Raw genomic sequence first — 24662 nt, forward strand, 5'->3', positions numbered from 1 at the left:
GGCTAGGCGTCCCGGCGCTGCATCCGCCAGACGGTGATGCCCAGGCCGATCGCGGCATAGCACAGGGCGCGCACGGTGGACGAGCCCATCGCGTCCAGCGCGACCGGATCGCGCAGGGCGTCCGTGGCCGCCGTCCACCCACTGGTCAACAGCCACGGCTGCAGCCAGTCCAGCGCCGGGATCGCGGACAGCACCCCGAACGCGATCAGCCCGCCCAACACGCTCGCCAGCACGACGAGCGGGTGCTCCGTCAGCGACGACACCGCGAGCGCCACCGCCCCGACCGCGGCGAGCTGCCCGAGCACCCACACGGCCACCAGCCCGACCCGCGCGACGCCCTCGCCGAACCCGAGCGTGGTGCCGGACAACGTGACCATCTGCCCGTCGGCGCTGCCGACCACGACCATCCCCGCCAGCACCCCGACGACGGCGATCACCAGCACCGCTGCGGCCGCCACCACGAGCACCCCGAACGCCTTCACCCCGACCAGCCGCACCCTGCTCACCGGTGCGAGCAGCAACCCGCGCAGCGTGCCGTGCGCGGCCTCGCCCGCCAGCGCGTCCGCCGCGGCCATCGCGGTGGCCAGCGGCAGCAGCAGGGCCAGCGCGAGGGTCAACGCGGCGATCGGCAGCACCAGCCCGTTGCCCGCGACGGCGCCGATGAGCCCGGGCCCGTTGCGGTCCGCGACCACCACCCCCACCGCGACCAGCACCGGGATCAGCGCGAACAGCCCCAGCGTGATCAGCGTGCGGGGGCGCCGGAACACCCACCGCACCTCGGCGGCCAGCAGCCGACCCAGCGGAGCGGCCGTGCGCTCCGGGCCGACGGCGGTCTCGGCCACGGCGGTCACCGCCGCACCCCCTTCTCGGAACCGATGGTCGCGGAACCGATGGTCTCGCCGTCGCCCTCGGTGCCGATGCTCGGGACTCCGCTGTCGCCCTCGGTGCCGATGCTCGGGACTCCGCCGTCGCCCTCGGTCAGCTGCGCGAACAGCTCCTCCAGGCGCGGCCTGCGCCGATGCACCTCGTGCACCGCGACCCCCGCCCGCACCAGCAGCGCGACGATCTCGGGTGCCTCCGGTCCGTCCGTCACGACGATCCCCGGCCCGCCCGGCGCGGCGACCGCACCGACGCCGTCGAGCGTGGACAGCGCCAGCCCGACGTCCGGGGTGGTCACCTCGAGCCCGCCGATGCCGGAGTCCAGCAGCCCGGACAACGCACCCGCGGCGAGCAGCGACCCGGACCGCAGCACCGCGACGTGCGTGCAGGTGGCCTCGACCTCGGCCAGCAGGTGGGACGAGACGATCACCGTGGAGCCCGACTCGTGGAGCTCACCGATGATCGTCCGGACGTCCCGGGTGCCCGCCGGGTCCAGGCCGTTGGTCGGCTCGTCGAGCACGACGAGCCTGCGCGGCACCAGCAGCGCCCCGGCCAGCCCGAGCCGCTGCTTCATGCCGAGGGAGTAGCCGCGGAACCGGCGGTCGGCGGCGTGGCCGAGCCCGACCCGCTCCAACGCGGTGTCGACGGCGCCGGGGATCGCCCCGGACGTCAGCAGCGGTTCGGCGGCGGCGGCGCGGCGCAGGTTCTCCCGGCCGGAGAGGAACGGGTGGAAGCCCGGCCCCTCGACCAGCGCGCCGACGTGCGGGAGGGCGCGCGTCTGCTCGGTCTCGCCGAGCAGCTCGGCCGATCCCGCGGTGGGGCGGGTGAGCCCGAGCAGCATCCTGATCAGGGTCGTCTTGCCGGAACCGTTGGGGCCCAACATCCCCAGGACCGCGCCCGTCGGGACCTCGAGGTCGATCCCGTCCACGGCGACGGTCCGGCCGTAGACCTTGCGCAGGCCCACGGCCCGGGCGGCGGGGGCTGGACCGGATCCCGAGGTCACCCGCGCAGCCTCCCGCACGTCCACGGCGGTCATCTCGCCAGGGCCTCCGTCAGGACCTGCTCCGGCACGGCGCCCGCGGCGATCCGCCCGTCGTCGGTGACGATCGCGCTCGCCACCGCGGTGCTGATCAGCCGACCGCTGCCCCAGGGACCCGAGACCGGGGTCCCGAGCTGGGAGAGGTCGGGGGCGCCCTCGGGGCGTTGCTGCGAGCGGTCACCCTGCGGCGCCCGGGCCACGACCACCGTGTCCCAGCCGTCCCCGACGACCGTGGGCTGGACCCCCTCCGGACGCTGCGGCTTCTCGCCGGTGCCCTCGGGCGCGTCGGTCACCGTGGTGCCGGGCGGCGGGGTGAAGGTGAACAGGGCCGGGTCCTGCGGGCCGAAGGTCAGGTCGGTGAAGCCGACCTCGAACGCCGGGTCCGGGGAGCCGTTGGCCAGCACGGTGAGCCGCAACGGCACCCGCTTCTCCGCGTCGACGGCGATCCGGACCTCGCGCAGCAGGGTGCGCTCGGTGGGGTTCGGGGTGAGGACCAGCTCGTAGGCGGGTCGGCCCGCGACCTCCGCGGTGCCGTCGACGCTGACCGTGCTGGTCTGGCGCAGCTGCGCGATCGCGTCCGTGGCCGAGCGCGTCGGGTCGGCGGGCTGGACCTCGTGCGCCGTCACGGGCTTGCGGACGGCGGTGCGGTCCTCGGAGTCGTACGCCCAGGCCGTCGTGCCGTCGGAGACGAGGGTCCGCTCGCCCTGCGCCGAGGGCAGCGAGACCCGGCCCCGGCCCGTGCCGTCCGACCAGATCCGGACGTCCGAGGTGCCGTTCGCGAGCTGCGCCGGGGCGCCGGGGATCGCCGGGAGACCGAGCGCGTTGTCCACCTCGACGGTCCCGCCGAACGGCCCCGGCGAGGTCTGCCCGACGGAGGCGACCAGCTCCTCCGCGGACACCGGCGGGAGCTCGGGCTGCGCGCCCGCGCCCGCCGGGATCGCCACCAGACCCAGGCCGACGACGCCGGCGACGGCCACCCCCGACCCGATCCGGGCCCACAGCTTGGTTCGCATGGGACACAGCCTGACGTATCGGACCTGAGAGCGGCTCAGCCGATCGCCGCGGTCCGCGCGGTAGCTTCTGCGGTGATGGCCAGGGTGCTGGTGGTGGACGACGAGCCCGGGGTGCGCACGGCGCTGACCCGCGGGCTCACCGCCGAGGGCATGGAGATCGTCGCGGTCGGGGACGGGGACTCCGCCCTGCGCGCCGCCCTGACCGGCGGGTTCGACGCCGTGGTGCTGGACATCATCATCCCCGGGCTGTCCGGGTACCGGGTCCTGGAACACATGCGCGCCGCGGGCGTCGACACCCCCGTGCTGCTGGTGTCGGCCAAGGACGGCGAGGTCGACCAGGCGGACGGGCTGGACCTCGGCGCCGACGGGTACCTGGTGAAGCCGTTCTCGTTCGTCGTGCTCGTCGCGCAGCTGAAGGCGATGCTGCGCAGGCGGGACGCCACGCTCGGCCGGACCGCGCAGCGGGTGCGGTTGGGCGGGCTCGTCGTGGACCCGGCCTCGCGGTCGGTGACCTGGGAGGACGCGCCGGTCGAGCTGTCCCCGCGGGAGTTCGAGCTGCTGCACGCGCTCGCCTCGCGGCCGGACACCGCGGTGGCCAAGGACGAGCTGCTGCGGCTGGTGTGGGGGGACGAGCAGGCCGCGAGTCGGAACGTCGTCGAGGTGTACGTGGGGTACCTGCGCCGCAAGCTCGACGCGGTCGGTGCCGGGCACGTGCTGCGGACCGTCCGCGGGGCCGGGTACCTCGTCGGGTCGGGATGACGAGACGAGCCCGGGCCTGGTGGCGGCGGCGCACGCTGCGGACCCGGATCACGGTGGTGGTCGGCGGGGTGGCGGTGGTCGCGCTCGTCCTGTTCGCGCGGCTCGGGGTCACGCTGCTGTACTCCACGCTGCTCGGCGCGGCGGACAACGAGCTGAACCACCAGGCCGGGGCCGTCGTCTCCCGGCTGGAGGGCGGGGCGGCGGTCACCGACCCGACCGTGCTGCCGACGATCCGGATCACCGACACGGCGGGCACCCCGGTCGACGGGCGCGGGCCGCTGCCCATGTCGCCGAAGGAGGTCCGCACGCTGGCGGCGGGCGAGGCCGCGAACGTCGTGGCCGGCGGCGCCGCCGCGCGCTGGATCGCCGAACCCGCCGTGCTGCCGGACGGCACCACCCGGCTCGTGCTGGCCTCCGGGGACCTGGTCGGCGGGGCGACCCTGCTGGCGCGCGCCGCCGTCGGGTTCCTGGTGGCGGCGCTGGTCGTGGCGGTGGTGGTGGCGCTCGCGGCCTGGTCGGCGACCCGTGCGGCGTTGCGCCCGGTCGACCGGATGCGGGCCGCGGCCGCCGCCCTCCCGCCCGGGCGCAGGTTGCCGCTGCCGGTCGCCCACGACGAGCTGCGGGCGCTGGCCGAGGAGCTGAACTCGCTGCTCGCCCGCCGGGACGACGCCGTCGCCCGGCTGGAGCGCTTCACCGGGGACGCCGCCCACGAGCTGCGGTCCCCGGTCGCGGCGATCCGCGCCCAGGCCGAGGTGGCGGTCGCGCACCCGGATCCCGCCCTGGCGGACGAGACGCTGCGCGAGGTGGCCCTCGAGGCCCAGCGCCTGTCCGGGCTGCTGTCCGATCTCATGGCCTTGGCGCGCGCGGACGCGGGCCGACGCGCGGACCCGGGGCCGGTCGACGTCGTCATGCAGGCCCACGCGGCGCTCGACCGGGTGACGACCGGCCCGGCGCCCGAGCTGCTCGGGCCGGAGTCCGCGCTGGTCGTCGCCACCGCGGCCGAGGTCGGGCTGGTCCTGGACAACCTGCTCGGCAACGCCTCGCGCTACGCGCGGACCCGGGTCCGGATCGAGGTCCTCCCCGCGGGCCGCTGGACCCGCCTCGTGGTGTCCGACGACGGACCCGGCATCCCCGCGGCGGACCGCCTGCGGGTCTTCGACCGCTTCACCCGGCTCTCCCAGGAGGCGAGCGGCGGCCACGCGGGCCTGGGCCTGGCCCTGGTGCAGGCACTGGTGCGCGGCCGGGGCGGGGAGGTGACGGCGGGCGAGTCCGCCTGGGGCGGCGCCCGCCTCGAAGCCCGCTGGCCCGCACCCGGACCGTGAGTGAGTCGACGTGGCGCCGGGTTTGGCACGATCACCCGGTGCCGGTGCTCACCCGCTCGACGCTCGTCGCCGCTCCCCGCAGGCTCGTCGCCGGGGTGGTGCGTGACTGCGACGCCGCCGCCGAGTCGCTGACCCTCGCCGGGCACCGGTTCTCCTCGTCGGTCCGGTTGCTGATCGCGGGGGACGAGGTGGTGCTCGACGCCGCGCTCCTGCCCGGGGTCCGGCTCCGGTACGTCTCGCGGATCCGCTCGGTGGGCCCTGAGGGGATGACGTCCGAGGCGGTGCGCGGCCTGGCGACCTCCCTGGTCCACACGACGACCCTGCACGACACGGGGACCGGCACCACCCTGCGGGACGAGATCGCGTGGCGCTCGCCGTTCGGCCCGGCGGGCCGGGTCGCCGACGCGCTGCTGGTCCGCAGGCTGATCGACCGGATGGTCGACGCGCGCGCGGTCGTCTACCGCCGCCGGGCCGAGGAGCTCGCGGCCGGGCCGGTCGTCGTCGGGGCGGCGATCGTGCGGGACGGCACGGTCCTCGCCGCGCAGCGGGCCCACCCGCCGGAGCTGGCGGGCCGGTGGGAGCTGCCGGGCGGGTCCGTCGAGCCGGGGGAGACCGAGCCCGCCGCGCTGGCCCGGGAGTGTCGTGAGGAGCTCGGGGCGGACGTGCGGGTGGGGGAGCGGGTCGGGACGGACCTGCCGATCACCGTGCGGGGCCGGGACCGGACGCTGCGCATCCACGCGGCGACGCTCGCCGCCGGTGAGCCGCAGGCGCTCGAGCACCGGGCGGTCCGCTGGTTGGCCCCGGCGGAGCTGCCCACGGTCGCCTGGGTCGAGGCCGACCGGGCCCTGGTCCCCGACCTCCGCGCCCTCGTCGCCGGTGATCGCCCGGGGTGACCGGAACGAGCCCCGGGGACATGATCATGGCTCGGGCGGAACCGCGGCGGCCCGGGCTCCGTCTCAGTACGCATGACGACGGCGATGCGCGGGACCTACCTGGCGGCTGAAGCGGCTGCGGCGGCTGAGGAGCTGCTGCGGCGGCAGGCGGGGGTGATCACGCGAGGGCAGGCGCTCGCGTGCGGGATCACCCGGGGGAGGGTGGACCGGCGGCTGGCCACGCGGCGGTGGGTGCCGGTGCATCCCCAGGTGTACCGGGACGCGCGGCACCCGCCGAGCGAGGCGGCCCGCATGTGGGCCGCGGTGTCCTGGGCGGGTGAGGAGGCGGTGCTGAGTGGGCTCGCGGCCGCCTGGTGGCACGGGTTGGCGCCACCGCCCGCCACGGTGGCGGTCACGGTGCCCCGCGGGCGGCCGGTGCGCGGCCGGGAGGACGTCACCGTCCGCCGCCGGGACGTGCACCCGGCCGACCGCGTCCGCCTGCGCGGGCTGGCGGTGACGGCACCGGCGCTGTCGGTGCTGGAGGCGGCGGTCGAGCTCGGGCCCGCGGGCGGACCGTTCCTCGATCGGACGCTGCGCGCCGGTGCGGACTTCGGGGCGCTCGCGGCCGCGGCCGCGCGGAGTCCGGGAGGCCGCGACGCGGTCGGTGGCCAGGCGCTGCTGCTCGGGGCGGCGGACCGCGCCGTCGCCGCCGCCCGGGGGCGGCTGGTCGCCCACCTGCGCGCCGCGCGGATCGCGGGGTGGCGGCGGGACCATCCGGCGGCCGGGCTCGTGGTCGGGGTGGCGTTCCCGCAGCTCAGGGCGGCACTGGAGGCGGCGGACCCGGCCGTGGTGCTGGACGAGGAGCGGCGGGTGCGCGAGGCCTGGCGAGACGGCGTGCTCGCCCGCGAGGGGTGGCGCGTGGTGCGCTACGGCGTGGCCGATCCGGCCGAGGAGGTGGTCGCGGCGGTCGTCGGGAGCCGGACCGCGAGCTGATCAGCGGCGTGGATCACCCTGTGACCTTCGTCATCGATCCAGAAGGGCCCGGCGGGCAGGCTCCGGTCCTCAGTAGACGCGGGCGATCTTCAGCGCCTTCTGGAAGTCCTTGCCGCTCAGGTCATCCGCGCCCGCCTTCTTGAGGCGCAGGTGCACCACCGGGCAGCTCTTGCACCGCTTCGGCTTCGAGCGGCAGCACTTCTTCTTCACCTTGGGCATGGTGAGGCGAGCCTATGCTCGCCGCGGGCGAAGGTCCAGGGATCAGTGCCAGTACCGTAGAAACGTGACCTCTGCTGTTTCCGCTCCCGCCGGCTCGACCTCCACAGGATCGAGTGCAGGCGGCACCACCCGCGCCCTGCGCAACGTCGCGATCGTCGCGCACGTCGACCACGGCAAGACGACCCTGGTCGACGCGATGCTGCGCGCGTCCGGCGCCTTCGGTGAGCGCGCGGAGCCGGTGGACCGGGTCATGGACTCCGGTGACCTCGAGCGCGAGAAGGGCATCACCATCCTCGCCAAGAACACCACGGTGAACTGGCAGGGCGTGACGATCAACGTGATCGACACCCCCGGCCACGCCGACTTCGGTGGCGAGGTGGAGCGCGGGCTGTCGATGGTCGACGGCGTGGTGCTGCTGGTCGACGCGTCCGAGGGGCCGCTGCCGCAGACCCGCTTCGTGCTGCGCAAGACGCTCTCCGCGGGCCTGCCCGTGATGCTGGTCGTCAACAAGACCGACCGTGCGGACGCCCGCATCGAGGAGGTCGTCGACGAGTCGCTGGAGCTGCTGCTCGAGCTGGCGGACGAGCTGGGCCTCGACGAGGACCAGACCGCGCACCTGCTGGACCTGCCGGTCGTCTACGCCTCCGGCCGCGCGGGCCGCGCCAGCCGCAACCGCCCCGGGGACGGCGAGCTGCCGGACTCCGAGGACCTCCAGCCGCTGTTCGACGTGCTCTTCGACGTCGTGCCGGCGCCGAAGGACGACCCGACGGCGCCGCTGCAGGCCCACGTCACCAACCTCGACGCGACCTCCTTCCTCGGCCGGATCGCGCTCTGCCGCGTCCGCGCGGGCGTGCTCAAGCGCGGCCAGCAGGTCGGCTGGTGCCAGGCGGACGGGACCGTCACCCGGGTCAAGATCACCGAGCTGCTGCGCACCGAGGGCCTCACCCGGGTGCAGGCCGACGAGGCCGTCGCGGGCGACATCGCCGCCGTGGCGGGCATCCCGGAGGTCATGATCGGGGACACGCTCGCGGACCCGGAGAACCCGGTCCCGCTCGAGCGCATCCACGTCGACGAACCCGCCATCTCGATGACCATCGGCATCAACACGTCCCCGCTGGTGGGCCGCGACCCGAAGCCGGGCCAGAAGCTGACGGCCCGCCAGGTCAAGAGCAGGCTCGAGTCCGAGCTGGTCGGCAACGTGTCCCTGCGCGTGCTGCCCACCGAGCGCCCGGACACCTGGGAGGTCCAGGGCCGCGGCGAGCTCGCCCTGGCGATCCTGGTCGAGACCATGCGCCGGGAGGGCTTCGAGCTGACCGTCGGCAAGCCCGAGGTCGTCACGAAGACGATCGACGGCAAGCTGCACGAGCCGTTCGAGAACCTGTCGATCGACGTCCCCACGGACTCGCTCGGCGCCGTCACCCAGCTGCTCGCAGGCCGCAAGGGCGAGATGATCCAGATGGTGCACGGCGAGAGCCGGGTCCGGCTGGACTTCCGGGTCCCCTCGCGCGGCCTGATCGGCTTCCGCACCGAGTTCCTCACGGTCACCCGCGGCGCGGGCATCGCCAGCCACGTGTTCGACGGCTACGGCCCCTGGGTCGGGGAGATCTCCTCGCGCTTGCGCGGCTCGCTCATCGCGGACCGCTCCGGCCCCGTCACCGGGTACGCGGTGGACGCGCTGAGCGACCGCGGCGTGCTGTTCGTCGGCCCGGGCACCCAGGTCTACGAGGGCATGGTCATCGGCGAGTACACCCGCAACGAGGACCTCGAGGTCAACATCGTGCGGGAGAAGAAGCTCACCAACATGCGCAAGTCGACCGGTGACGAGCTGATCAAGCTCACCCCGCCGACGATCCTCACGCTCGAGCAGAGCCTGGAGTTCTGCGCGAACGACGAGTGCGTCGAGGTCACCCCGGAGAACGTCCGGATCCGCAAGACCGAGCTGGACAGCCACCTGCGCAACCGGGCCCGCGCCCGGGCGAAGGCGGCCGCGGCGGGCGTCACCCGCTGATCCGGGGCCGGCGCCCGGGATCGGTGGGTCCCTACGGCGGGCTCCTCGTCGCGGTGCGACGATGAGGTCATGAGGAGCGTCGGGCTGGCGATCGTGGTCGGCCTGCTGGTGTTCCTCGCGGCGTGCACGAACGCCCCCGTCGTGGCGCCCGCGCCCGAGCCGCCGCCGGTCGAGCCGGAGCCGACCCCGACGCAGGTCGTGGTCGGGGTGGACGACCTCGGGGCGGGGTTCAACCCGCACCTGCTCGCGGACCGCTCCCCGGTCACCCAGGCACTGTCCACGCTGGTCCTGCCGAGCGTGTTCCGGCCGGACGCCGAGGGCGCCCTCCAGCTGGACACCACGGTCGCGACCAGCGCTGAGGTCGTGTCGACCAGCCCGTTCACCGTGTCCTACGAGCTGAACGTGCAGGCGAGCTGGTCGTCGAACTCGCCGATCGCCGCCGAGGACTTCGTCTATCTCTGGCAGCAGATGCGGTCCGCGCCCGGCACCGTCGACGGCGAGGGCTACCGCCACATCACCGACGTGCGGTCCCGGGCGGGCGGCAAGGCCGTCGACGTGGTGTTCGACCAGGCCTACCCGCAGTGGCAGTACCTGTTCTCCGGCCTGTTGCCCGCCCACATCCTCAAGGACGCCCCCGGGTCCTGGACCGGGGCGACGGCGGGCGGGCTGCCGGCGTCGGGCGGGCCCTTCCGGGTGATCGGGGTCGACCGCGGCCGCGGCGAGGTCACCCTCGCGCGCAACGACCTCTACTGGGCCACCCCGGCCACGCTCGACCAGATCGTCCTGCGCAGGCTCGACGCGGGCCCGATGGCCGAGGCGCTGCGGACCGGCGGCGTCGACGTGGCCATGCCCGCCACCGAGCCGGAGTTCACGTCCGCGCTGGCCGCCTACGAGGGCACGCCCGCCCCCCGTCCCACGGTCACCGACCTGGCGCTGCGCGCGGACAACGGCCCGCTGGCGGACGTGCGGGTGCGCCAGGCCATCGGGTCGCTGCTGGACCGCGAGCGGATCCGCACCGAGGTCGCACCCGGGGCCCTGGCCGCGAACGCCTTCGGGCTCGCCCCGTCCCAGCCCGGCTACGCCCCGACGGGACCGGCGGGCCCGGACCCCGCGGCCGCCGAACGGCTGCTCACCGAGGCCGGGTACACGCGGTCGGCGACGGGAGCGTGGGTGCTGGGGTCCACGCCGCTGGACATCGTGGTGGCCGCGGGGGCGGAGCGGAGCACCGACCTGGCGGTGGCCCAGGCCGTCGCGCGGCAGCTCGAGGCGGCGGGGATCGGGGTGGAGGTCGTGGCGCCGCCCGCCGCGGACCTGTACAGCCTGCGGACGGTGGCCGCGACCCCGCCACCGACCTCCACGACGCCGACGCCCGTCCCGACCGCCACCCCCGCGCCGACCACGGCTCCGGCCGGCGCTCCCACCGCGGCGGCCACCACCGCCACCACCACCGCCGCGGCCACGAGCGCCACGAGCTCGCCGAACGCCACGGTCCGGGCGGACGTCCTCGTGCTCCCGCGCGCGGTCGGCGGGCCGGTCGGGCCGCAGCTGGCGTCGGACTACGGGTGCCCGGAGCCGACGGCCGCGCTGCCGAACCCGCCCGCGCTGCCCGGCGGCTTCTGCTCGGCCGTGCTGCAGCCGGACCTCGAAGCCGTGGCGACGGCCGCGGTGCCGGACCCCGGCAGGCTCGCGACGATCGAGCGGGTGCTGTGGGCGCAGCTCCCGGCGCTGCCGCTGTTCCAGCAGACGTCGCTCATCGTGAGCACCCGGTCCGCTGCCACCGCGACGGGGTTCGGTCCCGGCCCGTTGGTGACCGGCCCGCTGACCGGAGCACAACGCTGGGTGCCACCCGCCGACTGACGTCCCCCGAACGGGACGCAAGTTACTCCAGGGTAATCACGATGTGTCGTCCTGTCCACTTCACGTCACCCTTTGGTCACGATCGGCGACTCGGCCGGCGGGATCACGTGTCGGCTTCCTAAGTTGCCGAGGGATCGGACGCCCTCGCCGCCACATGGGGAGGGGACACCCGGCCGATCCCGGTGCCCGACCCGGGCGCCGACCGGGCTGATGCTGATCAGTGAGATCGAGGAACTCCATCCATGAAGAGAACGCGCGCGGCAGCGGCCGCTGCGGTCGCCACGGCGGCGGCCCTTGTCCTTGCGGCCTGTGGCGGTGGCGGCGGCGCCGGAGGCAGCTCGGGCGGGGTCTACGGCGACTGTGCGACCGACCCCAACACCTGTAACTCGGCGGCGCCGGACCAGCTCCAGCAGGGTGGCACGGTCACCCTCGCCTCCGAGAAGAACATCGACAACTGGAACGTCATCTCGTCCGAGGGCAACACGGACTGGACCGGGATGGCGACCAAGCCCCTCCTGACGTACGCGTTCTACACCTCGCCGGACCTCAAGCCGACGCTGAACACGGACCTGCTGGACTCGGCCGACCTCACGAACCCGACCACGGTCACGTACAAGATCAAGCAGGACGCGGTCTGGAGTGACGGCACCCCGGTCACCGCGGACGACTTCGCGATGTCCTGGAAGTGGCAGAACACCCGGGACTGCCCCGAGTGCGAGACCGCGGGCAACGGCGGCTACGACCTGATCCAGAGCGTCACCGGCTCGGACAACGGCAAGACCGTCACGGTCGCCCTGTCCCAGCCCTACACCGACTGGCAGAGCCTGTTCAACTCGGCGGCCCCGCTGTTCCCGGCGCACATCGGCGCCCAGCAGGGCGACCTGAACTCCCCGGCCGGGCTCAAGGCGGCCTTCGACTACTTCGGGTCCACGGTGCCGAACTACTCGGCGGGTCCCTTCCTGGTCGAGAACTGGCAGGACAATGTCGCGCTGACGCTGGTCCCGAACCCGAAGTGGTACGGCGCGACCAAGCCGAAGCTGGACCGGATCGTCATCCGCGTCATCACCGACGCCACGCAGGAGCCGCTGGCCCTGCAGAACAACGAGGTCCAGGCGCTGTTCCCGCAGCCGCAGGTCGACATCGTCAACCAGCTGCAGAACATCCCGAACGTCTCGCAGTACCAGGCCGCGGGTCTGAGCTGGGAGCACTTCGACTTCAACCTGGTGAACCCGTTCCTCGCCGACAAGGCGCTGCGCCAGGCGCTCTACACCTCGGTGAACGTGCAGGACATCATCGGCAAGACGGTCGGGCAGTTCAACTCCGACATCAAGCCGCTGACCAACAAGATGTTCGTGCCCGGCCAGGACGGCTACCAGGACAACCTGACCGCCACCGGCCAGGGCGCCGGCAACGTCGACGCGGCGAAGAAGATCCTCACCGACGCCGGCTACACCGGCGTGGGCACCGCACTCGTGGCGCCGAACGGCCAGGCCGTGCCGACCCTGCGGATGCGCTACACGGTGGGCAACGCCGTGCGGCAGACCGAGTCGGAGCTGTTCGCGGCCTCGGCCAAGCAGCTCGGTGTGAACGTCGAGATCCAGACCACCGACAGCCTCGGCACCACGCTGTCCACCGGTGACTACGACGTCATCGTGTTCGGCTGGATCATGTCGCCCGCCCCGTTCGGCGGCGCGCAGCAGCTGTGGCTGTCGACGTCCGCGTCGAACTACGGCAAGTACGTCAACCCGACCGTCGACCAGCTGATCAACGAGGCCGCGTCGTCCACCGACATCAACGCGGCCCGGGCCCAGCTCAACGACGCCGACAAGATCATGGCCGAGGACGCCTACGTGCTCCCGCTGTACCAGAAGCCGACCCTGGCCGCGGTGCAGAACACCCTGGGCAACGTGCGCAACAACGCGTCCCTCGACGGGATCACCTACAACACGTCCGAGTGGGGCATCCGCTCCGGCTCGTGACCTGACGACCGGGTGCGGGTCCGCCTCTGGGGGCGGACCCGCACCCCGGTCTACCCTGCAACGGCGGCCTGACTCCCGCCACCAGCGGGCCGAGGGCCGTACTCCCACCACGAGTCGGAAGATGGCCGCATGCTCGCCTTCGCCGTGCGCAGGATCCTGTACTCGATACCGGTCCTGATCGTCGCGTCGTTCATCATCTTCGCGTTGGGTTCGGCGTCCGCCGACCCGCTCGCGCCGCTGCGGGAGAAGAACCCGCCCGCGCCGCAGAACGTGATCGACGCGGAAACAATCCGCCTCCACCTCGACCAGCCGCTGCTGCAGCGGTACTTCTCCTGGCTCGGGGGCATCTTCACCGGGGACTTCGGTCCCTCCGTCGTGTCCACCGCGAACATCGGCGCGGACCTGGGCGACCGCTTCCTGGTCACGATCCGGCTCATCGCGCTCGCCATGGTGATCGCGCTGATCCTGGCCGTCGTGATCGGCGTGCTGACGGCCGTCAAGCAGTACTCCAAGTTCGACTACACCGCCACGTTCCTTGGCTTCCTGTTCCTGGCGATGCCCGCGTTCTGGTTCGCGATCCTGCTCAAGCAGGCGGGCATCGAGTTCAACGGCCTCGTCGGCACGCAGGCGATCTACACGATCGGCCAGGCGTCCGTGCCCCCTCCGCAGGGTACCGGCGCCTACATCGCCGACATCATCGGGCACATGATCCTGCCGACGATCTCGTTGGCGCTCATCTCCTACGCCGCGTGGAGCCGCTTCACCCGCGCCTCGATGCTCGAGGTGATGAACTCCGACTACGTGCGGCTGGCCCGCGCCAAGGGCCTGACCCGGCGCACGGTGATGGTCAAGCACGGGCTGCGCACCGCGCTCATCCCGCTGACCACGGTCACCGCCCTGGACATCGCCTCGATCATCGGCGGCGCCGTCGTCACCGAGAACGTCTTCCAGTGGAAGGGCATGGGCGACTACCTGGTGAACTCGATCCGCATGAACGACGTCTACGCGACGGCGTCCTGGCTGCTGATCGCGGCCACCGTGGTGATCGCCTTCAACCTGATCGCCGACCTGCTCTACGGCGTCCTCGACCCCAGGATCCGCTATGCCTGAGACCCTCGTGAAGTCGCCCGACCGGGAGTTCACGGTCGAGGAGCGCAGCCAGGCACAGCTGGTGTTCCGGCGGTTCCTGCAGCACCGCGCGGCCGTGGTCAGCCTCTGCGTCTTCGTGGTGCTGATCCTGCTGGCCTACGTCGGCGGCTGGCTCTGGAAGTACGACGCCGGGCAGTACACCCCGGACAACTCCGTCCCGCCCTCGTGGGACCATCCGTTCGGCACGGACTCGGCCGGTCGCGACCAGTTCGCGCAGGTGCTGCGCGGGACCCGGATCTCGCTGCAGGTGTCGGTGTCCGTGGCCATCCTGGCGACGCTCGTCGGCACGCTGTGGGGCTCCGTCGCCGGGTACTTCGGCGGCTGGGTCGACACGCTGATGATGCGCATCTCCGACCTGGTGCTCACGCTGCCGCTGATCGCCGTGGCCGCCATGCTGGCGCACAACTTCGGCGGCAGCTGGTATCTGATCGCGCTGGTCATCGCCGCGCTGTACTGGGCGTACGTGTCCCGGGTGGCGCGCGGTGTGGTGCTGTCGCTGCGGGAGAAGGAGTTCGTCGAGGCCGCGAAGGCGCTCGGGGCGAGCGACACCCGGATCATCCTGCGCCACCTCGTGCCGAACGCGTTGGGCTCGATCCTGGTCAACCTGACCATCCTGGTGGCGCTGGCGATCCTGCTCGAGACCTCGCTGTCCTACCTGGGCTTCGGCGTCACACCCCCGGACACCTCGCTCGGCCTGCTGGTCAGCGAGGCGCAGACGGCGCTGACCACCCGCCCGTGGCTGTTCTACTTCCCGGGCCTGTTCATCATCATCATCGCGCTCACGATCAACTTCATCGGCGACGGCCTGCGTGACGCGTTCGACCCGCAGCAGACGAAGGTGCGCCAGTGACATCGGAGCAGATCGATCTGGCGCCGTCGCGCCGCAAGGGCGCCGCCGGGGAGGTCGTGCTCGAGGTCTCGAACCTCGACGTCACCTTCCCGTCCGGCGACGGTCCCGTCCGGGCGGTCCGCGGCGTGGACTACACGCTGCACCGCGGCGAGGTGCTGGGAATCGTGGGGGAGTCCGGCTCCGGCAAGTCCGTGACCAGCATGGCCGTGATGCGACTGCTGCCGACCACCGCGAAGGTCACGGGCGAGGTGCGGTTCGACGGCCGCAACCTGCTCGAGCTGTCCGAGTCGGAGATGACCCGGGTGCGCGGCTCGAAGATCGCGATGATCTTCCAGGACCCGATGACCTCGCTGAACCCCGTCTACACGGTCGGGGCGCAGATCGCCGAGGCCGTCCGCGCGCACCACGACGTGTCCAAGGCCGCGGCGCTGGACCGGGCCGTGCAGCTGCTGGACAAGGTGCGCATCCCCAACGCGCGGGACCGGGCGTCGTCCTTCCCGCACGAGCTCTCCGGCGGCATGCGCCAGCGCGTCGTGATCGCGATCGCCATGGCCAACGACCCGGACGTGATCATCGCGGACGAGCCGACCACCGCGCTCGACGTCACCGTGCAGGCCCAGATCCTCGATGCGCTCAAGGCGGCGCAGCAGGAGACGGGCGCGGCGATGGTGCTCATCACCCACGACCTGGGCGTGATCGCGGGCCAGGCCGACCGCGTGATGGTCATGTACGCGGGCAAGCCCGTGGAGATCGGCACCGCGGAGGACGTCTTCTACACCCCCCGCATGCCCTACAGCCTCGGCCTGCTCGGCAGCCTGCCGCGGATGGACCGGCCCAGCGAGCGGCTCACGCCGATCCCGGGCTCGCCGCCGTCGGTGGTCAACATGCCGCCCGGCTGCCCGTTCGGGCCGCGCTGCCCCAAGCACACCGAGGTGTGCGACGAGACCGAACCCGAGCTGCGCGCCACCACGAGCGCCACGCACCTGGCCGCCTGCCACCACGCCGAGGCACTGGTCGGGGCCGAGGCCGAGGACGTGTTCGACACCGAGGTCGCGGATCACGACGCCCTCGCCCAGCTGGCGGAGGAGACCCCGTGAGTGAGCCGCTGCTCAGCGTCCGCAACGTCGTCAAGCACTTCCCGATCCGCTCCAAGGGGCTGGTCCGCCGGCAGATCGGGGCCGTCCAGGCGGTCTCGGACGTGTCGTTCGAGCTGGCCGAGGGGGAGACCCTGGGGCTGGTCGGCGAGTCCGGCTGCGGCAAGTCCACGACCGCGCGGGTGGTGCTCAACCTGATCCCGGCGACGTCGGGGCAGGTGCTCTACAAGGGCCGCGAGCTCACCGGCATCAGCCGCGGCGGGATGCGGGAGCTGCGCCGCGAGCTGCAGATCGTGTTCCAGGACCCGTACGCGTCCCTGGACCCGCGGATGCCGGTGAACGAGATCATCGCCGAGCCGCTGCGGATCCACGGGCTCTACGCCGACGGCGGGCGCGAGCAGGTCCGCACGCTGATGCAGACCGTCGGGCTCAAGCCCGAACACGGCAACCGCTACGCGCACGAGTTCTCCGGCGGGCAGCGGCAGCGCATCGGGATCGCCAGGGCGCTGGCCCTGCGGCCCAAGCTGCTGGTGCTCGACGAGCCGGTGTCCGCCCTGGACGTCTCCATCCAGGCGGGCGTGCTCAACCTGCTCGACGAGCTGCAGTCCGAGCTCGGGCTGTCCTACCTGTTCGTCTCGCACGACCTGTCGGTGGTGCGGCACATCGCGGACCGGATCGCGGTGATGTACCTCGGGCAGATCGTGGAGACCGGCACGTCCGAGCAGCTGTTCACGGCCCCGGCGCACCCTTACACGCAGGCGCTGATCTCGGCGATCCCGCTGCCCGACCCGCGCAAGGAGCGCGCCCGGGAGCGGATCACGGTCGTCGGGGACCTGCCGAGCCCGGCGAACCCGCCGAGCGGGTGCCGGTTCCGCACGCGGTGCCCGAAGTTCGCGAACGAGCTGACGAGCGAGCAGCAGACGCGGTGCGTGGAGCAGCCCCCGGAGCTCGTGGACCGCGGCGACGGCCACCCGTCGAGCTGCCACTACGCGGAGTCCCGGGCCCTGCTCTAGCCGCATCGTGGAGCCACAACTGTCGTTCGGAGGGCTCGTGGACGGCGTTGTGGCTCCCTAGTGCGATGCTCTTCGCCGTGCCAGATCGTTGCGTGCTGTTCGTGCATGCCCATCCGGACGACGAGACGCTCTCGACCGGGGGTGCGATCGCCCGCTACGCGGCCGATCCCGCGGTGCGCTGTGTCGTGGTCACCTGCACGCTCGGCGAGGAGGGCGAGGTCATCCCGCCCGCCCTGCGCGAGCTCGCGCCGGACCGCGCCGACCAGCTCGGCGGGTACCGGATCGGGGAGCTGGCCGGTGCGCTGAGCGCACTGGGCTCACCCGAGCACCACTACCTGGGCGGGACCGGGCGGTGGCGGGACAGCGGGATGGGGCACGGAGAGGGCACGCGGGCCGTCGCGCTGCCGACCCTGCACCCGCGGGCGCTCTCCCGGCCGGACTCGTTCGCCGAGCAGGTCGCGCAGCTGCGCGCCGTCGTGGACGACGTGCGCCCGGACGTCCTGGTGTCCTACGCGGACGACGGCGGCTACGGCCATCCGGACCACGTGCGCGCGCACGAGCTGACGCACGCCGTCGCCGACGGGCGCAGGGTGTTCCACGCCGTCCGGTCCCGCTCGCTGCTCGACGCCGGCGTGGCCGCGCTCGGCGCGCACCCGTTCCGCACCCCGGGGCCGGACGAGCTGCCCACCGTGCCCGACGACGTGGTCACGACCCGGCTGGACGTCGCGCCGTACCGGGCGCAGCTCGTCGCCGCCATGCGCGCCCACGCCACCCAGGTCGCGGTGGCCGACGGGGCCTACGCGATGAGCAACGACGTCGCCCAGCCCTACCTCGACATCGAGGAGTACGAGCTGGCCACGCCCGGGCCCGCCCCGGCCGACGACCTCCTCGCATGAGGGCGGCGACGATCGTCCTGCTCACCGTCGCCGGCGCGGGACTGGCGGCCTGGGCCCTGCTGCTGCAGCCGCTCTACATCGGTGCCGTGCCGGTGCCCGTCGGCACGGTGATCACGCTGCTGTCGCTGCCGTGGCTGATCCGGTTCGCGGCCGACGTGTCCTCGGCGTCGCCGGTGATCGCGTCACCCCTGATCGTGTGGATCGTGGTCGTCGGGGTGCTGGGGTTCGCGGGCCCCGGCGGGGACGTGTTGCTGCCCGCGACCTGGCAGTCCCTGTTGTTGCTGGTGGCAGGCCTGCTCAGCGGGGTGATCGCCACTCGACGCGCGCTCGAGGCCACTTATTCGGGATGATTCGCGCGTGAGTGACGCGATCTCGGATTCCGCCGTCGTGGCCGTGCTGCGCCCGTTCGTGCGGGCGACCCGGCCGATCCTGCGCGCGCTGCGCGAGTCCGATCCGTTCGGGCTGCGCACGCGTCGTCACGAGGGCTCGGACTCCGTGCGCGACAAGCTGCTCGACGGGCTGGCCTCGGTCAAGGTGCCCGGCACCGCGGCGTGGGCGGACATGGACGTCGCGGCCCGGACCCACTGGTGGATCCGGCGGGTCGGGCGGTTCACCACCGCGATCGCCGCGATCCCCGGGCTGGGCGGTGCGCTGGCGCAGCGGCTGCCCGTCACGTCGGCCGTGGGGGCGGCGGCGCAGGGGATGCTGCTCGTGGCCGTCGCGGGGGAGCACGGGGTCACCGACGAGGACGAGCTGGTGGCGCTGCTGGCCTGGGTGCTCTTCCGGCGCAAGGTGGCCCAGCGCGACCTGTCCGCCACCGAGGACGCCGCGGCCGACCGGAAGGCGACCGAGATCAAGGGCGACCTGGCCGAGGGCGACACGCCGATGGCGGCCCGGATCGCCTCGGCCGTGTGGCGGCTGGGCCGCGCGTTGTTCGCGGTGGAGGACGAGCTCGACCAGCGCCACCACGGCCGCTTCTACCACCGGTTCCTCGCGATGCTGCCGGTCGTCGGGGTGCTCGGGAAGTACCTCGGCGAGTGGTCGGGGCTGAAGAAGGCGGCGCGGGAGGCGGAGAAGTGGATCGCCGAGCGATGAGGTCCCGGGCGGTTCAGCCTGCCCGCTGCTCGACCAGGTAGTGGTACCTGTGGTGCTCGCGCCAGCCCTCGCGTGCGTAGAACGCGAGGGCGGGTGCGTTGTCCAGCGCCACCTGCAGGACCCCCCACCGTGCGCCGTGTGCGTGGCCCCAGGCGCAGGCCGCGGCGGTGAGCCGGGTCGCGACCCCCGTGCGTCGGGCGGCGGGGACGGTCTCCAGGCGGGACAGGTACAGGTGGTCCTCCACCACGGCCGCCCGGATCGCACCGACGACGCGACCCGCCCGGCGCTCGACTCCGAACCCCAGCGTGCGGCCTCCGGTGAGGATCCGGCGTTCGGTCTCGTGGGCGGGCCCGCCGCCGACGCTCCACCAGTCCGCGTCCGGTTCGGCGGGTAGCCCTACCGCCTCGCCCGCCGTGAGGTCCGTCACCAGGACCGCGACCTCGGCACCCGCCGCGTGTCCGGCCTCCAGGACCCATCCCCCGTGCTGGGCGGCCTTCGACCACGGTGACCCGATGGGCGTCTGCAGCCGCGGGGTCACGCCGTGGGCGGCGGCGAAGGCCCGGACGCGGTCGAGGGCGACGTCGGGTGGGAGGCCGGGGTCGCCGACCGCGAGGGCCGAGTTCGCCCGGTTCGTGTAGCCGCCCGCGGCGCGCAGCCGCCAGGCGCCCAGCGGCTCGTCGACCAGCGCGGGCCAGGCGTCCGCGCAGAGGTTCTCCAGCCTGGCCACGGCGCTCCAGGAGGCCCTCCGCGGGGGAGCGGGCGGCACCACGCGCAGCGCCACGACCGCCTCCCTGTCGACCCGCACCGGGCCTCGCCGCGTGGCGACCACGACGGTCCCCGGTCCGTCGTCGGAGAGCACGCCGACGGCGTCGCTGAACAGCGGCCGCCCCTCGCGTTCGCCGATGCGGAACCGCAACGACACCCGCTCGCCCAACGCGGCGCTCCAGTCGTGCTCAGGGGCCATCTGGTGAGGCTCCCCTTCCCATGCTCACGTCGGTACCGGCGGGTTAATCTGCCATGCAGACACCACTGCCCGCTTGTGGAGGACCTTCCGTGACGTACGTGATCGCCGAGCCCTGTGTGGACCTCAAGGACAAGGCGTGCATCGAGGAATGTCCGGTCGACTGCATCTACGAGGGCGGCCGGATGCTCTACATCCACCCGGACGAGTGCGTGGACTGTGGTGCGTGCGAGCCGGTGTGCCCCGTCGAGGCGATCTACTACGAGGACGACGTGCCCGAGCAGTGGGGCGCGTACACCAAGGCCAACGCGGACTTCTTCGAGGAGCTGGGCTCCCCGGGCGGCGCGTCGAAGGTCGGGCTGACCGAGGCCGACCCGGAGCCGATCAAGAGCATGGCCCCCGTCGAGCACGACGAGTGAACAGGCTCCCCGACTTCCCCTGGGACTCGCTCGCGGACGCCAAGGCGACCGCGGCGGCCCACCCGCAGGGCCTCGTGGACCTGTCCGTCGGCACGCCCGTGGACCCGGTGCCCGCGGTCATCCGCGAGGCCCTGGCCGGGCCGGCGGCCGACGTTCCCGGTTACCCGACGACGTACGGGCCGGAGTCGCTGCGTGCGGCCGTCGCGGGGTCGCTGGACCGTCGCTTCGGCGCACCCGTCGACCCGGCGGCAGTGCTGCCCACGATCGGCTCCAAGGAGCTGGTCGCCTGGCTGCCTACGCTGCTCGGGCTGGGTTCCGGCGACGTGGTGGGGGTGCCGGAGACGGCCTACCCGACCTACGAGGTCGGCGCGCTGATCGCCGGGGCCACGCCCGTCCGGGTGGCCGACGGGGCTCCCCCGCCCCCCGGCGCCAAGCTGGTCTGGCTGAACTCGCCGTCGAACCCGACCGGGCGGGTGCTGACCGCCCCGCAGCTGCGGGAGTCCGTGGCGGCCTGTCGGGCCGCGGGCGCGGTGGTGGCCTCCGACGAGTGCTACCTGGCGTTGTCCTTCGGCGCGCCCGCGGTGTCGGTGCTGCACCCCTCGGTGTCCGAGGGGGACCACGCGGGGCTGCTCGCGGTGCACTCGTTCTCGAAGTCGTCGAACCTCGCCGGGTACCGGGCGGCGTTCGTGGCCGGGGACCCGGCGCTGGTGAAGGCGCTGCTGGAGATCCGCAAGCACGCCGGGATGATCGTCCCGTTCCCGGTGCAGGCGGCGATGGCCGCGGCCGCCGCGGACGACGCGCACGTGGCCGAGCAGGTCGCGCTCTACGAGAAGCGCCGGGTGCGGCTGCGCGCGGCGCTGGAGGGCGCCGGGTACCGCGTCGACCACTCCGAGGCGGGCCTGTACCTGTGGACGACCGAGGGCAAGCCTTGCCGGGAGACGATCGCGTCGCTGGCCGCGTCGGGCATCCTGGCCGCGCCCGGGGAGTTCTACGGGGCGGCCGGGGCGTCGCACGTGCGGATCGCCGTCACGGCCACCGACGAGCGGATCGACGAGGCCGTGCGGCGGCTCGGCTCCTAGGCCCTCGCTAGATCTCTGCTGGATCTCCGCTAGATCTCCGCGGCGCGGGCGGCGACGTGCTCCCACGCCGTCCACCACTGGGCGCGCTTCTCCGTGGCCCGGGCGCGCTCGCGTTCGACGAGCCGCCCGGCCACGAAGACCACATGGGCGTCCGGGTACTCGCCCAGGCCGTCCAGGAGGCCGCGGATGCGCTCCTCGGCCACGCAGGCGTCCTGGTGGTCACCCAGCACCTCCTGCAGGCCCGCGGTGGCCTTGAGCAGCCGTTTCACCGGCGCACCGAGCATCGGCTCGACCAGCTCGCCGACGTAGCGCACGCGCTTGCCGCGGATCCGGAGGTCGTGCAGCACCTGGTCCGGCGGATCGTCGCCCGCCCGCCGGACGGCCCGGGTCAGCCGCTTCACCTCGAGCCGGACCAGGTCGATGAGCTCCGGCTGGGCCCGGGTGGCCGACGGCGTGGGCAGCGGGAGCCGGATGGCGTCCGCCAGGCGCTCCAGCAGGCCCTGGTAGCGGCTCGAGCCGAGCACGGCGAGCATCTCCGCGCGGGCCGCGGTCCGCTCCTCGACCAGCGCCGCCACGAGCGTCTCGCCCGCCGCCCGCTCGAGCTCCGGCAGGGCCGCGAGCTCATCGCGCAGGCGCAGGAGCAGCACGTCGAGGTCGCGGACGGGCCCGAGCGCGCGCCCCAGCCACCCCAGCTCGGCGCGCAGGTCGTCCGCCCAGCCGGCGTCGAGCAGCGGGCGGGCGGCCTTGAGTGCCGCCCGCATCCGCCGCACCGCGACCCGCATCTGGTGCAGGTGCTCGGGCTCGGTGCCCACCCGCGTGCCCGCGTCGTGGGACAGCAGGGCCCGGAGCCGGAGGTCCAGTGCGGCCCGGACGTGGTGGGCCGGGGAGTCCTGCGGCGCCGCCGTCAGCGGGGCGGGCAGGTCGCGCTCCGTGAGGAGGGCCGGGGCGGGTGCGGGGGAGGTGCCGTTCACGAGCCGGGTCTCAGTTCGCGTGCAGCATCGCGTTCAGGGCGATGCCGGATCCCGTGCGGGGCAGCGCCTCGACCGCGCCGGACACGCTGTTGCGCCGCAGCAACAGCCCGTTCTGCCCGCTCAGGGAGCGGGCGGCGACGGTGGCGCCGTCCGGGAGGGTGACCTTCGTGCCCGCGGTGACGTAGAGGCCCGCCTCGACCACGCAGTCGTCGCCCAGGGAGATCCCGACGCCGGCGTTCGCGCCCAGCAGGCAGCGCTCGCCGATCGCGATCACCTCGGTGCCGCCGCCGGACAGGGTGCCCATGATCGACGCGCCGCCGCCGACGTCCGACCCGTCGCCGACCACGACGCCCGCCGAGATCCGGCCCTCCACCATGGACGAACCGAGGGTGCCCGCGTTGAAGTTCACGAAGCCCTCGTGCATGACGGTGGTGCCTTCGGCCAGGTGGGCGCCGAGCCGGACGCGGTCGGCGTCGGCGATCCGGACGCCCGCCGGGAGCACGTAGTCGACCATGCGCGGGAACTTGTCCACGCCGTAGACGGTGACCGGGCCGCGCTGCTGCAGCCGGGTCCGGGTCAGCTCGAACCCGGTCACCGCGCAGGGGCCGTGGTTGGTCCAGGCCACGTTCGCCAGCAGCCCGAACTGGCCCTCGAGGGAGACCTCGTGCGGCCGCACGTGCCGCCCGGAGAGCAGGTGCAGGCGCAGGTAGACGTCCGCCGCGTCGACGGGCTTGTCGGCGAGCGAGCCGATCTCGGTCCGGACGATCGTGCGGGTGACCCCGCGCGCCTCGTCGGGGCCCGCCAGCGCCTGCAGGTCGGCGGTGGTGTCCGGGGCGTCGGTGCCCAGCGCGGGGGCGGGGTACCAGACGTCGAGAACGGTCCCGTCGGTCGTGACGGTGGCCAGGCCGGTGCCGGAGGCGGGGTCGGTGCGGAAGGCGGTGCTCACGGCCGTCGAATCTAACTCAGCCGTGTTCGGGGGCTCAGCCCTCCTCCGGGTGGCGGCGCAACCACTCCTGCTCCGTCATCGGGCGAGGGGCGGCGCGGAAGAGGTGCACCCGGGTGTCCCATTGGGAATGCCGGCGCACGGCGTCCCGGTGGCCGCGGCTGCGGTGGAAGGTCTCGGGCGGGCGTGCGAGTCCGTACTTGTCGCCCCACCAGGTGCCGCCGGGGTCGGTGAGCAGGACGAGGTCCTCGTGGGCGGGGAAGCGGCGGTCCGCCCCGTCGAGCAGTCCGCCGCCGGGGACGTCCCGCATCGGTTCGACGACCCGGGCGCCCCGGTCCGCGGCCACGAGGACCAGCCCGTCGACGGCGAGGATCTGTTCGAGGACCGGCACCGTCGGGTGGAGGCGGCGGGCCTCGATGCGCCCGATGGTGGTCCGCGACACCCCCGCCCGCTCGGCGAGCTCGCGCTGGTTCAGGCGGGTGCGCCTGCGCACCGCTCGGACCAGCCCCGAGACGTCGAGGGCCCGGGGCGGCGGGTCGTCGGTCGTGGTGGGGTGGGTGCCGGGGCTGTGGGTGCCGGGGCTGTGGATGTCAGGGCTGTGGGTGTCAGGGCTGTGGGTGTCGCGCTCGTCGGGCATGGCGTGAGTGTGCGGCGCGGTGGGCGGCCTGGACCGACGCTTGCTCGAGCTGTGGACGGACGGGGCCGGGTGTGGATGGTTTCGGTCGAACCGCAGTCCGCCCGGCGCGCGGGTCGGCGTCGAGTGGTAGGCGCGGGGCGGGCTGCAGCGGCCGTGCGGCGGGTGAGGTTGGGGTCCTGGCGCCTTTGCAGTGTCAGCGGATCCGCACCCGTGGCGGGGCTCATGATTTCGCGGGTCGCGGGTCGCGGGTCGCGGGTCGCGGGTCGCGGGTCGCGGGTCAGGGGTCAGGGCTGCGGTTGCCCGGCGGTCGGATTGCGGGCCGGTCGGCCGCGCTGGGCGGTGTCGCCGGTTCCTCCCCGTGGGCGAGGCGAGGGTGCCGGGTACCGGGTGCCTTTGCAGTGACAGCGGATCCGCTGCCAGGTCGTCCCAGTGTTGCGGAGCGTCACAAGCTCGTCACCAGGCCGGCCATGGGGCGTTGCCGCGGCCGCGGCCGCGGCGATGGTCGCGTCCAGCCGTCGCGAGGGGGGCCGCGATCGCGACGGGCGGTGACGCGGGAACCGGGGCTCGGCCGCCTCAGTCACTCTGCGTAGGACAGCAGCTCCGCTCCGCGAGTGC

General features: G+C 73.7%; 24 protein-coding genes. 16 read left to right on the plus strand and 8 right to left on the minus strand.

The window, feature by feature from the left end; translation table 11 throughout:
* Window positions 1-2: 2 nt before the first annotated feature.
* From BLS43_RS13715 to BLS43_RS13725, 3 genes are read right to left on the minus strand one after another with little or no spacing between them, the layout of a single operon-like run.
* On the minus strand, window positions 3-851 hold the full coding sequence (locus tag BLS43_RS13715; RefSeq protein WP_245707484.1) for an ABC transporter permease: 849 nt from the start codon (window positions 849-851) through the stop codon (window positions 3-5).
* Window positions 848-1915 carry an ABC transporter ATP-binding protein gene (locus tag BLS43_RS13720; RefSeq protein ID WP_093083781.1) on the minus strand — a complete coding sequence of 356 codons (1068 nt, stop codon included), beginning with the start codon at window positions 1913-1915 and terminating at the stop codon, window positions 848-850. Before BLS43_RS13720 ends, BLS43_RS13715 begins: the two co-directional genes overlap by 4 nt.
* Window positions 1912-2931 carry a LolA family protein gene (locus tag BLS43_RS13725; RefSeq protein ID WP_093083784.1) on the minus strand — a complete coding sequence of 340 codons (1020 nt, stop codon included), beginning with the start codon at window positions 2929-2931 and terminating at the stop codon, window positions 1912-1914. The genes BLS43_RS13720 and BLS43_RS13725 overlap by 4 nt, the downstream gene beginning before the upstream one ends.
* A gap of 75 nt (window positions 2932-3006) precedes the next feature.
* Here BLS43_RS13725 and BLS43_RS13730 point away from each other — a divergent pair, with 75 nt between their 5' ends.
* The 4 genes from BLS43_RS13730 to BLS43_RS13745 all read left to right on the plus strand — a co-directional run bounded on the left by BLS43_RS13730 (window position 3007) and on the right by BLS43_RS13745 (window position 6877).
* Entirely contained in the window at window positions 3007-3690 is a 684-nt protein-coding gene (locus tag BLS43_RS13730; RefSeq protein WP_093083787.1) for a response regulator transcription factor, read from the plus strand.
* Window positions 3687-5012 (plus strand): sensor histidine kinase, encoded by a 1326-nt coding sequence (locus tag BLS43_RS13735; protein WP_093083790.1) that lies wholly within the window; start codon window positions 3687-3689, stop codon window positions 5010-5012. The genes BLS43_RS13730 and BLS43_RS13735 overlap by 4 nt, the downstream gene beginning before the upstream one ends.
* Window positions 5013-5050: 38 nt before the next feature.
* Window positions 5051-5905, plus strand: a complete 855-nt coding sequence (locus tag BLS43_RS31670; protein WP_281245833.1) for an NUDIX domain-containing protein — start codon at window positions 5051-5053, stop codon at window positions 5903-5905.
* 72 nt (window positions 5906-5977) lie between these two features.
* The gene (locus BLS43_RS13745; protein WP_143030040.1) at window positions 5978-6877 is read left to right on the plus strand and encodes a hypothetical protein; all 900 of its coding nucleotides are present in this window, start codon (window positions 5978-5980) and stop codon (window positions 6875-6877) included.
* 69 nt (window positions 6878-6946) lie between these two features.
* Here the strand turns inward: BLS43_RS13745 and BLS43_RS29985 are convergent, their stop codons facing one another.
* The gene (locus BLS43_RS29985; RefSeq protein ID WP_176921320.1) at window positions 6947-7096 is read right to left on the minus strand and encodes a hypothetical protein; all 150 of its coding nucleotides are present in this window, start codon (window positions 7094-7096) and stop codon (window positions 6947-6949) included.
* Between the two features lie 136 nt (window positions 7097-7232).
* On the opposite strand from BLS43_RS29985, the gene typA reads away from it, so the two are divergent.
* The 10 genes from typA (at window position 7233) to BLS43_RS13795 (ending at window position 19037) form a co-directional block, all read left to right on the plus strand.
* Window positions 7233-9104 (plus strand): translational GTPase TypA, encoded by a 1872-nt coding sequence (typA, locus tag BLS43_RS13750; protein WP_093084255.1) that lies wholly within the window; start codon window positions 7233-7235, stop codon window positions 9102-9104.
* 69 nt (window positions 9105-9173) lie between these two features.
* Entirely contained in the window at window positions 9174-10961 is a 1788-nt protein-coding gene (locus tag BLS43_RS13755; protein WP_093083799.1) for an ABC transporter family substrate-binding protein, read from the plus strand.
* A gap of 242 nt (window positions 10962-11203) precedes the next feature.
* Complete coding sequence (locus BLS43_RS13760; RefSeq protein WP_093083801.1) at window positions 11204-12940, plus strand: ABC transporter family substrate-binding protein; 1737 nt, start codon at window positions 11204-11206, stop codon at window positions 12938-12940.
* A 129-nt stretch (window positions 12941-13069) separates the two neighbouring features.
* Window positions 13070-14050, plus strand: a complete 981-nt coding sequence (locus tag BLS43_RS13765) for an ABC transporter permease (RefSeq protein ID WP_093083804.1) — start codon at window positions 13070-13072, stop codon at window positions 14048-14050.
* A complete protein-coding gene (locus BLS43_RS13770; protein WP_093083806.1) occupies window positions 14043-14939 on the plus strand; it encodes an ABC transporter permease in 897 nt (298 codons plus the stop codon). The genes BLS43_RS13765 and BLS43_RS13770 overlap by 8 nt, the downstream gene beginning before the upstream one ends.
* Window positions 14940-14956: 17 nt before the next feature.
* Complete coding sequence (locus tag BLS43_RS13775) at window positions 14957-16036, plus strand: ABC transporter ATP-binding protein (protein WP_093084257.1); 1080 nt, start codon at window positions 14957-14959, stop codon at window positions 16034-16036.
* The gene (locus BLS43_RS13780) at window positions 16033-17046 is read left to right on the plus strand and encodes an ABC transporter ATP-binding protein (protein WP_093083808.1); all 1014 of its coding nucleotides are present in this window, start codon (window positions 16033-16035) and stop codon (window positions 17044-17046) included. Before BLS43_RS13775 ends, BLS43_RS13780 begins: the two co-directional genes overlap by 4 nt.
* A gap of 65 nt (window positions 17047-17111) precedes the next feature.
* Complete coding sequence (mshB, locus tag BLS43_RS13785; protein ID WP_093083810.1) at window positions 17112-17942, plus strand: N-acetyl-1-D-myo-inositol-2-amino-2-deoxy-alpha-D-glucopyranoside deacetylase; 831 nt, start codon at window positions 17112-17114, stop codon at window positions 17940-17942.
* Window positions 17939-18292 carry a hypothetical protein gene (locus BLS43_RS13790; RefSeq protein WP_093083812.1) on the plus strand — a complete coding sequence of 118 codons (354 nt, stop codon included), beginning with the start codon at window positions 17939-17941 and terminating at the stop codon, window positions 18290-18292. Before mshB ends, BLS43_RS13790 begins: the two co-directional genes overlap by 4 nt.
* 7 nt (window positions 18293-18299) lie before the next feature.
* Window positions 18300-19037, plus strand: a complete 738-nt coding sequence (locus tag BLS43_RS13795) for a hypothetical protein (protein WP_093083815.1) — start codon at window positions 18300-18302, stop codon at window positions 19035-19037.
* Window positions 19038-19050: 13 nt separating this feature from the next.
* Here the strand turns inward: BLS43_RS13795 and BLS43_RS13800 are convergent, their stop codons facing one another.
* Complete coding sequence (locus BLS43_RS13800; RefSeq protein ID WP_245707488.1) at window positions 19051-20001, minus strand: GNAT family N-acetyltransferase; 951 nt, start codon at window positions 19999-20001, stop codon at window positions 19051-19053.
* A gap of 89 nt (window positions 20002-20090) precedes the next feature.
* On the opposite strand from BLS43_RS13800, the gene fdxA reads away from it, so the two are divergent.
* Window positions 20091-20417, plus strand: a complete 327-nt coding sequence (gene fdxA / locus BLS43_RS29990; protein WP_176921321.1) for a ferredoxin — start codon at window positions 20091-20093, stop codon at window positions 20415-20417.
* A complete protein-coding gene (dapC, locus tag BLS43_RS13805; RefSeq protein WP_176921322.1) occupies window positions 20414-21496 on the plus strand; it encodes a succinyldiaminopimelate transaminase in 1083 nt (360 codons plus the stop codon). Before fdxA ends, dapC begins: the two co-directional genes overlap by 4 nt.
* 29 nt (window positions 21497-21525) lie before the next feature.
* Here the strand turns inward: dapC and BLS43_RS13810 are convergent, their stop codons facing one another.
* From BLS43_RS13810 to BLS43_RS13820, 3 genes are read right to left on the minus strand one after another with little or no spacing between them, the layout of a single operon-like run.
* Window positions 21526-22467 carry a CHAD domain-containing protein gene (locus BLS43_RS13810; RefSeq protein ID WP_093083822.1) on the minus strand — a complete coding sequence of 314 codons (942 nt, stop codon included), beginning with the start codon at window positions 22465-22467 and terminating at the stop codon, window positions 21526-21528.
* Between the two features lie 10 nt (window positions 22468-22477).
* Window positions 22478-23413, minus strand: a complete 936-nt coding sequence (gene dapD / locus BLS43_RS13815) for a 2,3,4,5-tetrahydropyridine-2,6-dicarboxylate N-succinyltransferase (RefSeq protein WP_093083825.1) — start codon at window positions 23411-23413, stop codon at window positions 22478-22480.
* A 34-nt stretch (window positions 23414-23447) separates the two neighbouring features.
* Window positions 23448-24047 carry a helix-turn-helix transcriptional regulator gene (locus BLS43_RS13820; protein ID WP_093083829.1) on the minus strand — a complete coding sequence of 200 codons (600 nt, stop codon included), beginning with the start codon at window positions 24045-24047 and terminating at the stop codon, window positions 23448-23450.
* Window positions 24048-24662: the final 615 nt, after the last annotated feature.

The organism is Pseudonocardia oroxyli, from assembly GCF_900102195.1.
GTDB classification, from domain to species: domain Bacteria; phylum Actinomycetota; class Actinomycetes; order Mycobacteriales; family Pseudonocardiaceae; genus Pseudonocardia; species Pseudonocardia oroxyli.

Coding starts and splice junctions, on each gene's coding strand:
- BLS43_RS13720 (WP_093083781.1), bottom strand. CDS start 1,915: ATGACCGCCGTGGACGTGCGGGAGGCTGCGCGGGTGACCTCGGGATCC.
- BLS43_RS13725 (WP_093083784.1), bottom strand. CDS start 2,931: ATGCGAACCAAGCTGTGGGCCCGGATCGGGTCGGGGGTGGCCGTCGCC.
- BLS43_RS13730 (WP_093083787.1), top strand. CDS start 3,007: ATGGCCAGGGTGCTGGTGGTGGACGACGAGCCCGGGGTGCGCACGGCG.
- BLS43_RS13735 (WP_093083790.1), top strand. CDS start 3,687: ATGACGAGACGAGCCCGGGCCTGGTGGCGGCGGCGCACGCTGCGGACC.
- BLS43_RS13745 (WP_143030040.1), top strand. CDS start 5,978: ATGACGACGGCGATGCGCGGGACCTACCTGGCGGCTGAAGCGGCTGCG.
- BLS43_RS29985 (WP_176921320.1), bottom strand. CDS start 7,096: ATGCCCAAGGTGAAGAAGAAGTGCTGCCGCTCGAAGCCGAAGCGGTGC.
- BLS43_RS13755 (WP_093083799.1), top strand. CDS start 9,174: ATGAGGAGCGTCGGGCTGGCGATCGTGGTCGGCCTGCTGGTGTTCCTC.
- BLS43_RS13760 (WP_093083801.1), top strand. CDS start 11,204: ATGAAGAGAACGCGCGCGGCAGCGGCCGCTGCGGTCGCCACGGCGGCG.
- BLS43_RS13765 (WP_093083804.1), top strand. CDS start 13,070: ATGCTCGCCTTCGCCGTGCGCAGGATCCTGTACTCGATACCGGTCCTG.
- BLS43_RS13770 (WP_093083806.1), top strand. CDS start 14,043: ATGCCTGAGACCCTCGTGAAGTCGCCCGACCGGGAGTTCACGGTCGAG.
- mshB (WP_093083810.1), top strand. CDS start 17,112: ATGCTCTTCGCCGTGCCAGATCGTTGCGTGCTGTTCGTGCATGCCCAT.
- BLS43_RS13790 (WP_093083812.1), top strand. CDS start 17,939: ATGAGGGCGGCGACGATCGTCCTGCTCACCGTCGCCGGCGCGGGACTG.
- BLS43_RS13800 (WP_245707488.1), bottom strand. CDS start 20,001: ATGGCCCCTGAGCACGACTGGAGCGCCGCGTTGGGCGAGCGGGTGTCG.
- BLS43_RS13820 (WP_093083829.1), bottom strand. CDS start 24,047: ATGCCCGACGAGCGCGACACCCACAGCCCTGACACCCACAGCCCTGAC.